Origin of the sequence: Actinoplanes sp. NPDC049668, assembly GCF_044465445.1 — a bacterium.
In the GTDB taxonomy this organism is placed as follows: Bacteria; Actinomycetota; Actinomycetes; order Mycobacteriales; family Micromonosporaceae; genus Actinoplanes.
Genome location: NZ_JBITLR010000006.1, coordinates 185,300 through 200,332, shown reverse-complemented (window position 1 = coordinate 200,332; position 15,033 = coordinate 185,300). Strand labels below are relative to the sequence as shown.

The following is a 15,033-nucleotide window of genomic DNA, read 5'->3' as shown; positions in this document are numbered from 1 at the left end:
TGTTAGCCGCTTCACACTATTAATCCGGTTTCGCGTGGCCCCGACCGGGGTGGGCTGGTTTTCATACCGCAGGTGCGACCTTCGTCAAACCGTTGATGATTCGGTCCATGGCGTCTCCGTCCCGCGGATCCGTCAGGTTGGCCAGGAGCTTGAGCACGAAGCGCATCAGCGTCGGGTGCGGCATGCCGTGCCGGGTGGCGATCCGCATGATCTGCGGGTTGCCGATGAGCTTCACGAAGACCCCACCGAGCCGGTAGTACCCGCCGAATCGATTCTTCAACTCCGCCGGGTAAGCGCTCAGCGCGCGCTCGCGGTCGGCGCCGGCCGGGCGGGCGAGCGCCTGGACGGCGACCTCCGCGGCCAGTTCGCCAGACTCCATCGCGTACGCGATGCCCTCGCCGTTCATCGGGTTGACCATGCCGCCGGAGTCCCCGACGAGCATCATGCCCCGCGTGTAGTGCGGCACCCGGTTGAAGCCCATCGGCAGCGCGGCGCCGAGGATCGGGCCGTCCGCGTTGTCCTCGCCGCGCATGCCCCAGTCGGCCGGCGTGGTGTTGAGCCAGTCGGTGAGCATCGCCCGGTAGTTGGTCTTGCCGAAGGCGCTCGAGGAGTTGAGGATGCCGAGGCCGACGTTCACCCGGCCGTCGCCGAGGCCGAAGATCCAGCCGTAGCCGGGCAGCAGCCGGTCGCGGTCCTGCGCGCTGCGCAGCTCCAGCCAGGACTCCAGGTAGTCGTCGTCGGTCCGCGACGGCGAGTGGTAGTAACGCCGCACGGCGACGCCGATCGGCCGGTCGTCGCGCTTGGCGAGCCCCATGGCCAGCGGCAGCTTGCCGGACACGCCGTCCGCCGCGACGACCAGCGGCGCGAGATACTGGACGGGCTCCTTACCGGGGCCGACCTTGGCCTGCACTCCGATCGCGTAGCCGTCCGCGTCGAGCACGGGACCGGTCACGTTGACCCCGGTACGCAGCAGCGCGCCGGCTTCCACCGCGCGCTTGGCCAGCATGTCGTCGAAGTCGAGGCGGGTGCGCACGAGACCGTAGTCGGGGAAGCTGGCCAGCTCGGGCCAGTCCAGCTCGAGGCGCACGCCGCCGCCGATGACCCGCAGCCCACGATTGTGGAGCCAGCCGGCCTTCTCGGAGGTGTCCACACCCATCCGGATGAGCTGGCGGGTCGCACGTGGAGTGAGGCCGTCACCGCAGACTTTCTCGCGCGGGAACTCGGTCTTCTCCAGCAGCAGGACACGCAGGCCGTGCCGCGCCATGTGGTAAGCGGCGGCGGAACCACCCGGCCCGGCCCCTACCACGATCACGTCGGCCTCGTCGGCGACGGTTCCTCCTGTGTAAGCGAGGTCGTTCACGGCTCACCTCCGTCAAGCGCAGGCTCGTGAAACAGTTCACAAGCTAGCCCAGTCCGGAGTCTAAGACGGCCATTGAAGCGAATAGGGGTTAGGCAACCCTAACTGTTCTAGGCGGTGAAGTGGCCGCTTCGTGGCCGTTCCTGCTCTTCAGGATTACCCGCTCCGCGGCCTCGCGGGCGGCTCCGTCCAAGTGCTCCGAAAATGTACCGCCCAACGCGACGTCAAGCCGGACGATCAGCTCATCCACCAGCCGTTGTGCCTGTTCCGGATCCACGAGGGCCACCGTCCGGATACGATGCGCCAGCTCCTGCGCCCGGCGCTCGCCCTGGTCCCGGTCGTCGATGGGAACGTCGATATCGGAATCGACGATGTCGGAGTCGTCGACAAGATTGTCGATTGTCGTCATACGTCCGAGCTAAACAGTCTCCACCGGAGAGAATCGGGCAAACGCCTTTTTTCAGCTCTTCGTGGCCCGGTGCAGGGCGACGATGCCGCCGGTCAGGTTGCGCCAGCCGACCCGCGACCACGGGCCCGCCGCGGCGATGCGGTCGGCCAGCCCCCGCTGGTCCGGCCAGGCGCGGATCGACTCGGCCAGATAGACGTACGCGTCGGGGTTGCTCGAGACGCCGCGCGCCACCGCCGGCAGGCTGCGCATCAGATAGGACAGGTAGACCTTCCGGAACGCCGCGCCGGTCGGGTGGCTGAACTCGCACACCACCAGGCGGCCGCCCGGCCGGGTCACCCGGGCGAGCTCGCGCAGCGCCGCCGGGGTGTCGACGACGTTGCGCAGGGCGAAGGAGATCGTCACCGCGTCGAACGCCTCGTCGGGGAACGGCAGCCGGAGCGCGTCGCCGGCGACCAGCGGCACGTCCCGTCCGCTGCGCCGGCCCGCCCGGAGCATCCCGGTCGACAGGTCGGCGCCGACGGCGAAGGCTCCCGAGCGGCGCAGCTCCTCGGTCGAGACCCCGGTGCCCGCGCCGACGTCGAGGACCCGCTCGCCCGGCCGCAGCGCCAGCGCCGCCCGGGTGGCCCGGCGCCAGCCGCGGTCCTGCCCGAAGGAGAGCACCGTGTTGGTCAGGTCGTACCGCTCGGCCACGCCGTCGAACATCTCGGCGACCTCGTGCGGCTGCTTGTCCAGGTCTGCGCGCGTCACGCCTGCCTACTCTGCCCCATCCGGGCGCACGCAGAGCGGGCGGGATGGATACCCATCCCGCCCGCGCCTTTGTGCGTTATATATACGACCGCCATCGGTCGGGTCCGACCCCGCCGCCGACGGTCATGAGTCGTGGCGACGCTTCAGAGTTGCGGTGTTACGCAGGCAACGTAACAGCGCAAACACGCCTGGCCAGGGACACGCGCAGCTCGTTACCGAGGAGCAATCCTCCCCTGCACGCTCCGCCGAGCCTCACCTGACCGATCGGCCGATCCGGACGGTCATACGGCCCATCGACACCCCTCAGTCCGGGGTCGGCTCAGTCCCACCAGAAAGACCAGTGATCGGCCGGCACCTGCTTGCGCGCGACGTCGATGGAATCGCCGACCAGCTGCCCAAGATCGCCACAGTAGACGAGCTGCTCCACCGCGCACCGGGCAACCTCGTCCGGTTCGACCGGCGGCCGGGTCACCGCGACTTCGAGCTTCGAACCATTGGCGAAGTAGAGATCGGCGCCGTGCCGCTCGTGCCACAGCCGCAGCACCGCGAAGTGGTCGGCCGGCTCCAGTTTCGGGTGGGTAGGTCCGCCGAACCAGTTGGCGGGCTCGATCAGGCCGGGTACCAGGATTGGCACCTCGTAGCCCGACTCGGCGGGCACCAACAGCACCTCGTCCGGCGGGTAAGCCGAGGTCTCCCGACGGCGACCGGGCGGCGGTGCCGTGACCGGCGTCAGCCGGCGGGCCAGGGAGATCACGTCGTAGGTCTCCGCCCAGGCCTCCGCCCGAAGTGCCGGGTCGAGATCGCTGAGCTCGTCCTCCCACCGGGACCGGGTCAGCACCGCGACCCGCTCGGCCGGATCCAGTGCTCGAACCTGCCGGAGCGCGTCGACGCCCTGCGCCTCCACCGAGTAGTCGTAGGTGGTCCGGTACGCCTCTCGGGCCGACCAACTCAGCACCGGCCACATTCCCGTCCGACCATGGTCCGCCCGTAGCGCGCGCCACACATGGTCGTGGTCCTGCGGGGGTAGGGCCGCGCTGAGCAGCCGTACCCCACCCGCCGTCGACGACTCCCTGACCTCCGTGAGCCCGTAGCCGGCTAACAACCGAGCACCCAGTCCCAACCCTCGCAATCGAGGTCCTCGTTGATCGCCTGCAGCGGCGCCGACACCTCGCCCATGATCTGGACCTCCCGCAGCGACTGCACGTCCCTGTTTGCGGACATCCGGTAGAAGTCCCCGTGCACTCGCTTCACAGTCTCTGCCTCCGTGTCCTCGCCAGTGTAGAGGTAGAGGCGGGTGGCGTGTTGTTTGTTCGCCGAGCTGTAGATGTTTCTGAGCGTATTCTTGCTGTTCGAATTGGTGCTCTTGAACTCCGACCGGACGTCATCGACGTAGGCGTCGAACACATTATCGTCAGGATTACCGACGGTTTTCAAACTCTCGTCCCGCGACTCCACGATCCGTCCCGTATCCGCGAGTTGGAAAGCGATGATGAACTCATCGTCGTCGAAGGCGACGCTCCCCCTGTTTTTGTGCTTGCTGTCGTGCCGGGACTCGTCGATCCGCGCCAGCGCCGCGTCGATCCAGGCCTCCACCAGCGTGTTTTCCTGGAAGTGTTCCAGGATCTCCTTGACCCCTTTCCCCAAGCCCGTCTGCTGCTCGCTTCCCAGGGTGTTCCTTTCCGCGGCGTCGTTTGCCGCGTCTGCCCTCTCCATCAGTGCGACCAGGATGCCGAACCTACCCTTCATGATCTGTCGCTTCCGCAGGGCCCGGATCCGTTCCGCCTCGGCGGGGTTGCCGGTCGCCTGGCGCTCGTCATAGTCGCTCTTGTAAGGGTTGTTTTTCTTCTCCCCTTCCTGCGGACTACTGCCCTTGCGGAAATTGTTGCCGCAGCTCTTCGGCGTACACGGTTCGCCGTCGCCGACCGTGGGCATCAGGCCGCTCGGGTCACTCTTGGTCACCGGGCTGTTGTTCGCGTACGAGTAGCCCTGGATCTGCTGCGGATCGCTGAAGTCGACGATCGGGTCGACCGAGACGAACCGGCCGATCGCCGGGTCGTACATCCGGGCGCCCAGGTGGGTGAGGCCGGAGTCGTCCTTGGTGCCGCCGACCAGGCCCTTGTCCATCGCGCTCGGCCACGCCGTGCCGGTCACCGCACCCCGCGCGTTGCCGTACGGGTCCTGCCGCCGCAGCGAGAACGCCTGCGACACCGCGTCGATGGCGATGTTCGACGTGCCCTGATGGTCACCGGCCAGCCAGGTGACACCGGCCAGAGTCCGCATCGCGACCGAGGTACCCGCGTGCTGGTAGTAGCGGGTGCAACCGAGCCGCTGCCCCTGCGGGTTCACCCGCAGTTCCTGGCCGGGCAGGTAGAGCGTCGTGCCGCTCGGATCCTTGCGGATCAGCCGGCCACCGTCCGCGTCGTAAAGGTAGGTGGTGATCCCCGTGCTGTCGGTGCTGCTCTCCATGCGTCCCTCGGCGTTCCAGCCCAGGGTCTGAGTCCCGGTGGCCGCCGGGCGGGTGATGGTGTTGCCCGAGTTGTCGTAGCCGTAGGCCGCCGTCTTTGTGCCGGTGTTGTCGGTAGTCGTCGTACCGGTCATCGCGTGCGGCCGCGCGGCGGTCTGCACCGGATAGGTGTACGTGGTGGTCCGCTCCCCGGCCGCCGTCCGGTGCTCGATCTGCGCCGTCCGGTTTCCCGCCGTGTCGAAACGCCAGGATGTCCAGTACGGCGCCGGGCCGGCGAGCTCGGTCGAGGTCGACGGGGCAATCTTGCAATCCGGGTTGGTCGGCGTCCAGGCCTCGGCCAGGCGGGCGAGGTAGTCATACGAGAAACACTGGTTCTCGGCACCGGCGGTGGTCGACGACTCCTTTGCCGAGATCACGTTGCCCATGTCGTCGTAGCCGAAGTACAGGTCCGAGACGCTGGCTGGGTTCTGTTCCCGCGTGGTCCAGATCCGGTTCAGCCTCCGGGTCTTCGACTCGTAATACCTGCCGACCTGGGCCGTCCGGCCGCTGGCGTTGCGCAGCGTCATCAGCCCGGTCTCGCCGTACTCGGTGTAACCGGTCGAGACCACGTAGCTCGAGCCCAGCGTCGTGGCCAGGGTGGTGCCCAGTCCGGTGGCCTGGTAGCCGTACGTCAGCGTCTCCGTCCCCAGGCCGCCGCTCCCGCCGATGGCGGGCAACCGGGTGGTCGCCAGCGAACCGTCGGCCTTGAAGGTCGACTGGTACTCGTAGGTGCCCGCCAGGCCGGTGGCGGCCGAGGGGATCGTCACGGTCGACTTGCTGGCCCGGCCCGCACTGTCCAATGCGGTCGTCGCCTTGCGATAGGCAGCGCCGCCGGCGGCACCGCCGACGTAGCGGGTGCTGGACGTCTGCATGCCCCGCGAGATGCTCTGGCCAGCTGTGTCGAGCACCTCGTCGTAGGCCCAGGCTGCCAACTGCTTGGCCGGGGTGATCTCGGTACCGTCGTAGAGCCCGGTCCTGCGGCCCAACGGGTCCACGTAGGTGTGGGTCAGGGTACGTTCGCGACCATCTGTCGTCGTGACAACACGACTCTCATCGTCGTAGGTTGTGTGCGACTCACCCTTGTCCGGGTCCGCCGCGGAGGTCTGCCTGCCCCGCACGTCCCAGCCGAACCTCCACTCGGTACCCGCCTGGTTGCGGACCTTGGTCTGCTTGCCCTTGCGGTCGTATGAGTAGACGGTGCGGTCGTAGCCTCCGACGAGGTCCCGTGACTTGTACTGCCACAGCTCCGAGGTACGGCCGGACGCGTCGGTGACCGTCGCGGTCGCCGTGCCACCCAACGGCGGGACGATCGTAGTCCGGTCACCCGCGTACGTCGTGGATGTGCGCCACGTCTCGGTCAGCCGGCTGAACTGCACGTCCTGGCTGACCCGGCCGGCCGCGTCGTAGAACTTGCGGTTCCAGATGTCGATCTTTTCGCTTGCGTCCTCCGGAACCCACAGGGTGCGTTCGACGGCCTTGGTCTCCTCGTGGTACGGCCCCCAGGTCAGGTATTGCCGGCCGGCCGAATCGTAGAAGGTGTCCGACACGATCCGGCCGATCCCGGTCGCCGAACCGTACTGCCGCTGCCGCACCCGCAGCAGAGCGTCGTAGAACTCGACCATCGGCACCTGCGCCCCGGCCGGGTTCAGTGTCTTGGTCTCAACCCAGCTCGCCGAGGTGTTGTTGATGCCATAGGCGTGCGCGTAGTTCGGCGTTGAGCCGGTGCTCCGGCCCGGCAGCCAGACATCGGTGAGGCGGCCCAATCCGTCGTACTTCTTGGTCGTCACCCGGTCGTTGGCATCCTGGATCCGGGTGGCGTTACCCATCGGGTCGGACTCGGTCGTGTCGGTCCATCCCATCGGGTTGGTCACCACGACCTTGCTGAGGGGACCGCCGACGGTCGGGGTGTACGCGGTCCGGGTGCGGCGGCCTGCGACGTCATACAGGTCGGTCACGCGGCCGTAGTCGTCGTAAACCGCGGTCTTGGTCGTCAGGTACTCGGGGGCGTTGTTGCGCCAGGCCTTCAGCTCCTCGACCTTGGTGGTCTCACCGCGCGTCGGCGCGACGCCCCAACCCTCGTCGTCGAAGTACGTACGCACGTCACCGATGACATCCGCCTCGGTGAGCACCCGTCCGGACTGGGTCGCCTCGTCACAGGTCAGGGCGATTTGCCGTTTCCGGGACGGATATGACACCAGCCAGGCCGCCGTCGTGTTGCGGGCATAGTCGGTGAGCGTGCACTCCTCGTCGCCCGAGGCGCCCGTGTCGCCATGGTCGGTCGATCGAACCACCATGCCGAGGTCGTCGAACTCCTGAACCGACCGCGTCCATCGATCGGGGCGCCCACCGTCCAACGCGGCCCAGGAACGGGTCTCTCCGGTGCCGACGAATCGGGCATGGACGGTCTGACCCTCGAGGGTGCGCGTGGCGGTCGGCTCGCCGCGCTTCGGCCACTCGAGCTCACCCGAGATCGGCTTGCCGGGGCCGTTGTAGGTGATGCTCTCCCGCCGCATCCCCGCGTACTCGTCGAGGTCGTCGAGGGTTGCGACACCCTTCGAGTCGGTGATCTGGGCGACCTTGGTGCCGCCGTTCTTGTCCTTGCGGTCGCCGTGCATGCCCCGGAAGTAGCGGCTCTCGCTCATGTTCTGCTCACCGGCATCACCGATGGTCGTACGGACCCGTTCGTAACCCCGGAACTGGTTCCAGGTGCGGCGGTTGCTCTTCGTCAAGCCGTCGTCGTCCGCGTACCGCCAGGCGGCGCCGCCCTCGTAGGCGAAACTGGTGGTGGTGGCCAGCGGGCTGCCGGTGGGCCCGCTGGTGGCGTCGTTCTCGATGACGTTGTCGATCACGTACTTGTGGAACCAGTCGGTGATCTCGGTGCCGGGTGCCTGGCCCAGATCCTCGGGCGCCCAGCGCACCGGGTAACACCTCTTGGTGTTCGTCTCCGGGGTGGGCAGCGAGCCGGCCACGCAATCGACCGGCTTGTAGTTGACGTCGATCTTCGCGCCGGTCTCGGTGACGATCGTGTCGATTCGCGGCCTGCGCATCGGGCGTAGGCCGTTCTGCAGTGACGTATCGACCCGGTTGTCCATCGCCACCGGGTTGAACACGATGTTCGGCACGGTGGCCCGGGTGCCGAGCAGGCCCTCGTGCGCCAGTTCGCTCAGCCAGAGGCTGCCCGGGGTGCCGTCACCGTTGTCGGGGAAGCGGTGGGTGAGTGTCCAGCGCTCCACCTCCCGGTAGTCCGAGACGGCCGGGTTCCAGACCTTCGTGGTGACGGTCGACAGCCGCTTCGTGGACCAGAACGTCGGGCTCCAGTTCAGACATTGTTTGCCGGTGACGCACTCCTGGTCGTACGGCGTGTCCTGCCAGTTGGCCCGGTCGGTACAGGTGGTGAAGCATCGGTCCGCCGGTACGAAGACGACCTGCATCGGCGACTTGGTAGCGGTGTAGACGGTATCCGTGGCGATGCCGCCGACCTTGTCGCGCTGGTGAGTGCCGTACTCGATGCGCTTGAGGTAGCCGTCGCGGTCGTAGGTGGCGAGATCGGTCTGTGACTTGATGCGGCCGTACTTGTTGGTGTCCTTGCCGTACCACATCGACATGGTGTTGCCGTGCTGGTCGACGACGTAGTCGAGGTTCCACCGGTAGGCCTGGTTGCAGGCGGAGGCGGCGAAGGTGGCCGCCCGGCAGGGCTCGTCCGGATTGTTGCCGTAGACCGGCGACGTCTGCACGGAACCGGTCTCGGCCTTGTCCGCGGTCCAGCCCTGCAGGCGGTTCAGCCCGAAGTAGTACTTGGTGCCGTCGGTCGTCGTGACGACCCAGTACTCACCCTTGTCGCCTTCCTTGCCATCCTTGGCGGCCTCACCGTCGTCACCGTTGACGGCACCGACCTTGCGTTCGATCCGGGCGCCGTTCTCGTTGCGCCCGTGCCAGCGCTTCTCGCTGCTGTTGTAGATCAGCTCGGTAGCCAAGCCGTTGAGCGCCATCGTGGCGTTGTCGGTCTTCCAGCACTGGTCGTACACCTTTTCGGTGTTGTTGTGCTCACCCGACATGTCGTCACTACAGGAGACGTACCGGCGCTCGATGAAGCCGGGTGAGTAGTCGAAGCCCTCGCCGGCCCAGGACGCCTGGTTGTTGGTCGCCACCATCCGGCCGTCGACGGCCTGCGAGGAGTAGCCCAACTTCACCTCCGGCGCGGGACCGCCCAGCGAGGGCGACGTCCGCATCGCGTATGACCAGGTGAACCCGCCGGTCGCGCCGCCGACGGACCAGGCCGCCGACGGGGAGAGCGAGGTGGCCGCATAATCGCCTGAGTTACCCGAGGAACCGGACACAAGCGCTACGACGGTGCTCCCGCCGGCCACCAGGCTCACCGGGGCGGAGACGCTCGAGTCGCGGTTGACGGTCGGTAGCGGCTCGGCCGAGCATCTCGCCGCAGCGGTGAGATCACACTCGGAAACCTCAACCAGGCGGAGCCGGTCGGCCCAGTTCGCCCCGTACGCCGCGGCAAAGGTGGAGTAGTCGATGCGGACATCGACGGCATTCGTACCGCCGGATGCGGACAGCCGTACGGCCAGTTCGTGACCCGCCTTCATCGACGTGTCCCGGGGCAGCATCTCGACCCGGACCTTGGTCGGCTCGGCGGCCGCGGTCTTGGCCGTGCCGCTCGTGGCCTGCTTCACCGGCGTGAGGTAAACCGGCATCGACCCGGCCCGGGTGCCGGCCGCGTTCGCAGCCTTTACCGCCGGCCCGGACGCCGGGGCCAGTTCGACCTCCGTGACGGCCGCGGCCGGCCAGACCACCTTCGGTGGCGTGAACTGCTTGAGCCTCGGCGAGATCACCGACTTCGGCCGTGCCGGCGAGCCCGGAACGGAAGGGATCTTCTGGTTGTACTGCTTGGGTTGATCCGGCTTTGCGGCGTACGCCGGGATTTCCGGGGCGAAGGTCACCGCAAGCAGAGCGACCAGCCCTGCGGCCAGCCGACGGGTGGTCGTACGCATCAGAGCTGTCCATCCATGGTGTCGTGAAGGCGGGCGACGAGGCTCGGGGTGAGGGCGCCGGCGTACACGCGGGTCGCGTCGACGCTCCCGCTCAGGAAGTCGGTGTTGTAGGGAGCGGTGTTGTACCAACGGGACCGGCCGACGGTGAGCGCGCCGGCGGCGTTCCAGCGGGCCGGCCTGGCGATCGACTTCGCCAGTACCCCGTCGACGTACAAGCGGATCTGACCGGCCGCGGCGTCGTAGACGCCGACCAGGTGCACCCAGGAACCGATGTCTTCGTCAACCAGCGGCGAGGCCCCCTCCGCATGCACCATCGGGCTGGACGCGGTGGTGTCGCCGTCGATCAGAGAGAAGGACCACTTGAACCCAGCGGTGCCGAATCCGCGCACGCCCAGGTAGAAGCCGGACCGGTTGACACCGTCCTGGGCCACGACTGTCCGGTTGCCGTTCGGCATCTTCGACAGATTCACCCAGCTCGCGACGGTGAACGACTGGTCCGTGCGGATCGGCGACGGGGCGGCGGCCAGCGACCGGGTGCCGTCGAAGCGGGCGGAACCCGGATCGCTCTCCAGGTGGCCGACCTCGAGCCACCACTCGTCGTTTATCGCCGGGTCCTCGAGATCCCGGGGCGCCGGCATGGACGACATGTCCAGGCCGTTGCCGTCGAGCTCCCACCGGCCGGCCTCGGTGACGGCCCCGGCCGCGATCTCCTCGGGGTGCAGCGTGCGGCTCCACACCCGGACATCGTCGATCTCTCCCTTCCAGGAGCCGGCACCGAGACTCACCTCGGAAGGCCACGGCTGAAGCGGCACCGCCGCGCGGGCAGTGCTGGACACACTGGCCTTCACACCGTTGACGTAGAGGTCGAGCGTGCTGCGGGAGCCGTCGAACGTCGCAGTCAGGTTGGTCGAGACTGAGGGCAGGACCGGCACGCCGGAGCAGACGGTGGTCGCTGAGGTCCAGGTATAGGTCGGGGCAGGCAGGAACTCGGGACGCGTCACCTCGGAACGCTGCGCACACCACCGGTCGAACCCGGTGGCATAGAAAATGAAGAAGAAGGCCTGGCGGCTGCCGCGTTGCACACTGTGCCTGAAAATCACTCGGTTCACGCTCTTGTCGCTGCTTATCCGGACATCGGCACTGACCGTGTGGTTATCCATAATGTCCAAGAAGTCGGGCACTGTGCTGCGGCCGGTGGTCCCGTCGAAGGTGAAGGCGGTGCCACCGTCGCCCTTGGTCAGGTTCGTCTTCGTCACGCCGCCACTGATGGTCAGGTCCCGGTTGTTGCCCGAGGAGTCGACCATCGTGGTGCCCGCCGGATCGTCCATCCTCCAGCGCGCGACCTCGTTCTGCGCGGTGCCGACCAGCATGTTGTAGCCGACCGCCTCGTCCGGCTGCACCAAGCTGCGGTACTCGGCGCTGCTGCGCCCGGCCTGGTCGACGCTCTCGACGTGCAGCACGCGCTGACCACCGATCCCAAAGTCCTCGATATGCAGGGCGTTCGGCAACGGCGGCGGGGCGACGCGCACAGGCACCCGGACGTCGGTGCCGGACACAAGCGCGGTCTCGATCTTCGGCTGACCGTCGAACCAATAGCGGAACTTCTTCACGTCCGAGACGCCGTTCGCGCCGAAGATGAAGGTTCCACTGGCGCCCACGCTGCCGGCGGTGTCGCAGACGGTCGGCAGGCACTCCGGATACTCGCTCGAGACGACCGTGGGCGGCTTGGCGGGCCCGGCGCTGTCGATCGTGAACTCGCAGGTCGCCGACCAGCCCGAGGTGTCCAGCCCATCGGCGGTCGATGCCCGTAGCACGTAGGTGACGTTCTCCTTCAGGCCGAAGTCACTGCGGATCGCCTTGGACGCGAACGTGCCGTTGGTCGCCGTGTCCGACATGGTTGGTGAGGTGGGGTAGGCCGTGCCCTTCTCGGCGAGGTAGAAATTCCCGGTCAGGGTGCGCTCGCTGCCGTCCGGGTCGGAGACCTTGGCCTGCACGGTCGGGTAATACGGCGTCCGCGAGACGAAGACCTGCGGATCGCCGGGCTCACAGCTCTTGCCGCCGATGGTGACATCGGTGGGCGCGTTCGGCTTCGAGTTGTAGGTGATCGAGACGTACGGGTCTTTCGCGCCCTCGGCGGAGGAGAACTTCTTCCAGGTGCTCTGGTTTCCGTTGTCCTCATCAGCCTGGGTGGCCCGGATGCCCGTCGTAAGGGTGGACACGTTGTTCTCGGCCGCCCAGGTGAAGGTGCTTTTGACGTTGGCGGTGACCCAGCCGTCGCCGCAGTTGCCGGTGCCGTAGCCCTTGGTCATGGTCGACTCGACGACCGGCTTGCCTTCGCCGCCCCAGGCGGGCTGCCTGTCCCAGTTCGTCGAGGTGCCGACGCCGCCGGTGATCCAGACCTGCCACTTGGCGGCATTGCAGGAGTACGACCAGTGATTCCAGAGGTACATCGTCGCCGCGGTAACCCGCTTGCCCTTGAACGCGGAGGTCGACCAGCGCAGGAAGGAGCGAGCCTTGAACGTCCCGTTCTCCTCGACGTAGCCCAGCTTGAGCTCCTTGTCCGAGGATTGGTCACTGTTGAAGCTGTTCTGCACGAACGCGTCGAAGCCGGGCTTCAGCGTCGGGGACGGGTCGATGATGACCGGGTACTTCGTATCCGGGCTTTCGAGGAAGTCGGGCTCCGGGGCGAGCGCCAGCGCGGAGGCTCGCGCGGCCTTCTGCACCGCCATCCCCACCGGCGCCCGCCGGATGTGGTCGCCGGTCTTCCTGCCCACGGTCGAGTCCCACATCTCGGCCGCAGGAACGTGCCCCACGTAGCGGCCCTGCGCGTCCTCCAGGTTGAAGCCACCGTCCGGCGTCGAGACCGGTGTCATGCCGTCCGTGCGCCAAGGCATCGTGAGGTTCTTGACCGCGGCGGCCGCCGCCCGGTTCTTGACCACCAGGAACTGCTCGAATCCGGTACGGGTCACCTCGACGACCAGGTCAATGCCGGGCCGGACCTCCGCGTATGTGGCCTTCTCACCGCTGAGCACCGGATCGGGCAGCGTGCCGGTCCAGCCCAGCGACAGCGCGGACGCACCGCTGGCCAGCCGGGCGAGGTCGTGGTCGCCCGGGCCGGCGGCGCCGGACAGGACGAGGCCGCGGGGGTGCGCCTTCGGCGCGACGGTGCCGTCGGCGCGCTTCTCCAGCGCAAGGTCGACCGCGCGCCACGCGCCGTCCGGACCCCGGAAGCGGCTCGGCCCGACGTGGACGTCGGCGGTGAAGCTGCCGTCCGGGTTTGCGACCACCCGGGTCGACTCGGTACCCAGCGCGTCAACCTCGACCGACTTCCCGCTGGCGCGGGCTTGGAGGGATGCGATCGTCTCGGGGTCGGTGGCCGCTGCCGGTGTGGCCGGCGCGGCTTGTGCTGGGGAGCCGGTGGAGGTCCCGGCGAGAGCGGGGATCAGGGTGACGACAAGGGCCGACACGACGGCGGACGCGAGGCGAGGCTTAACAAACCGGATCACGGCTCGCGACGATACTGGTCAATGTATTCGCGTGCCGCCCCGTTACGCGTCCGCTACATCCGCTATGGGCGGCCTGGCACCGGTTCCGGTTACCCTCATCGGGGGCTTCTGGATCCGTCAAGATGATCTTTGTGGCCGACCAGCCGAACTTCGCCTCGACCGAACGGCCGATCGAGGCGGAATTCGGCTACTTAACGTCAACCAGCGGGAGCTCGGTGCGGGCGGCGCCGCCGCCGGGGATCGCGATCGACGAGAAGTGCGAGACGACGCGCTCGTCCGTCGGGTCGTCGGCCTCGGTCGCGTGCACCGCGAGGTGCCGGTAGAGCGTGTCGCGCTGCGCCGGGATGCGGCCCGCCGTGCGGATCATCCAGATCAGCTCGTGCAGGTTCGACCGGTGCCGCGCGCCCGCGGAGGAGATCACGTTCTCCTCGAGCATGATCGAGCCGAGGTCGTCGACGCCCAGGTGCAGGGCGAGCTGGCCGACGTCCTTGCCGGTGGTCAGCCACGACGCCTGCAGGTGCGCCACGTTGTCGAAGAACAGCCGCGAGACCGCGATGAAGCGGAGGTACTCCAGGGTCGTCGCCTGGGTGCGGCCCTTGAGGTGGTTGTTCTCCGGCTGGTAGGTCCACGGGATGAACGCCCGGAAGCCGCCGACGCCGCCGTCGGCCTCGACGGCCGAGTCGACGTAGCCGTTCGCCACCGCCAGGTCCTGCACCTCGCGGATCATCCGGATGTGCTCGATGCGCTCGGCGTTGGTCTCGCCGGTGCCCATCATCATCGTCGCGGTGGAGCTCAGGCCGTTGCGGTGCGCGACGGCCATGACCTCGAGCCAGCGGGCGCCCGACTCCTTGAGCGGGGCGATCGCCTTGCGCGGCCGGTCCGGCAGCATCTCGGCGCCCGCGCCGGCGATGGAGTCGAGGCCGGCCGCCTTGATCCGGACCACCGCCTCCTCGATCGAGACGCCGGAGACCTTCGCCATGTGCAGGATCTCGCTCGGGCCGATCGAGTGGATCATCAGCTGCGGGTAGGCCTGCTTGACCGAGGAGAAGAGGTTCTCGTAGTACTCCACGCCGTAATCGGGGTGGTGACCGCCCTGGAGCATCACCTGCGTCGCGCCGAGGTCGACCGCCTCGGCGCAGCGGTGCAGGATCTCCTCCATCGGGTGCGACCAGCCCTCGGCGTGCTTCGGCGCCCGGTAGAAGGCGCAGAACTTGCAGGCCGTGACGCACACGTTCGTGTAGTTGATGTTGCGGTCGATCAGGTAGGTGACGATCCCGTCCGGGTGGCGCCGGCGCCGGACCGCGTCCGCCGCCTCGCCGAGGGCGTGGAAGGGCGCGTCGGTGTAGAGCAGCAGCGCCTCCTCGGGCGAGATCCGCCCACCGTCGGCACCGCGCTGCAGGATGCTGTCGATCTCCTGATTCGCCGTCACGCCCCGAAGCCTACGTGCCGCCTGCCGCGGGCGTCAGCGGCGCGGGTCACTGGTCCCGCCCCAGGCGTCACATCGTTAA

Annotated in this window: 7 protein-coding genes; all 7 read right to left on the bottom strand. The window is 67.9% G+C overall.

The genetic code is table 11. The annotated features are described in order from the left end of the window. Nucleotides 1-61: 61 nt before the first annotated feature. The 7 genes from ACIBSW_RS25540 to mqnC all read right to left on the bottom strand — a co-directional run bounded on the left by ACIBSW_RS25540 (nucleotide 62) and on the right by mqnC (nucleotide 14,954). A complete protein-coding gene (locus ACIBSW_RS25540; protein WP_354724604.1) occupies nucleotides 62-1,360 on the bottom strand; it encodes a geranylgeranyl reductase family protein in 1,299 nt (432 codons plus the stop codon). A gap of 88 nt (nucleotides 1,361-1,448) precedes the next feature. Beyond that, the gene (locus tag ACIBSW_RS25535) at nucleotides 1,449-1,766 is read right to left on the bottom strand and encodes a hypothetical protein (RefSeq protein ID WP_354724606.1); all 318 of its coding nucleotides are present in this window, start codon (nucleotides 1,764-1,766) and stop codon (nucleotides 1,449-1,451) included. A 51-nt stretch (nucleotides 1,767-1,817) separates the two neighbouring features. After that, nucleotides 1,818-2,513 carry a demethylmenaquinone methyltransferase gene (locus ACIBSW_RS25530; RefSeq protein WP_354724608.1) on the bottom strand — a complete coding sequence of 232 codons (696 nt, stop codon included), beginning with the start codon at nucleotides 2,511-2,513 and terminating at the stop codon, nucleotides 1,818-1,820. 319 nt (nucleotides 2,514-2,832) lie between these two features. Further along, nucleotides 2,833-3,468: a DUF4253 domain-containing protein gene (locus tag ACIBSW_RS25525; protein ID WP_354724610.1), complete on the bottom strand. Its 636-nt coding sequence runs from the start codon at nucleotides 3,466-3,468 to the stop codon at nucleotides 2,833-2,835. A 140-nt stretch (nucleotides 3,469-3,608) separates the two neighbouring features. Then, nucleotides 3,609-10,019, bottom strand: coding sequence for an RHS repeat-associated core domain-containing protein (locus tag ACIBSW_RS25520; protein ID WP_354724612.1), 6,411 nt, complete (start codon nucleotides 10,017-10,019; stop codon nucleotides 3,609-3,611). Then, nucleotides 10,019-13,525, bottom strand: coding sequence for a LamG-like jellyroll fold domain-containing protein (locus ACIBSW_RS25515; RefSeq protein ID WP_354724613.1), 3,507 nt, complete (start codon nucleotides 13,523-13,525; stop codon nucleotides 10,019-10,021). Before ACIBSW_RS25515 ends, ACIBSW_RS25520 begins: the two co-directional genes overlap by 1 nt. Before the next feature lie 187 nt (nucleotides 13,526-13,712). After that, nucleotides 13,713-14,954, bottom strand: a complete 1,242-nt coding sequence (gene mqnC / locus ACIBSW_RS25510) for a cyclic dehypoxanthinyl futalosine synthase (protein WP_354724615.1) — start codon at nucleotides 14,952-14,954, stop codon at nucleotides 13,713-13,715. Nucleotides 14,955-15,033: the final 79 nt, after the last annotated feature.

Excerpts from the sequence above, each read along its gene's own strand:
- ACIBSW_RS25520 (WP_354724612.1), bottom strand. The coding sequence starts at position 10,019 with ATGCGTACGACCACCCGTCGGCTGGCCGCAGGGCTGGTCGCTCTGCTT.
- ACIBSW_RS25535 (WP_354724606.1), bottom strand. The coding sequence starts at position 1,766 with ATGACGACAATCGACAATCTTGTCGACGACTCCGACATCGTCGATTCC.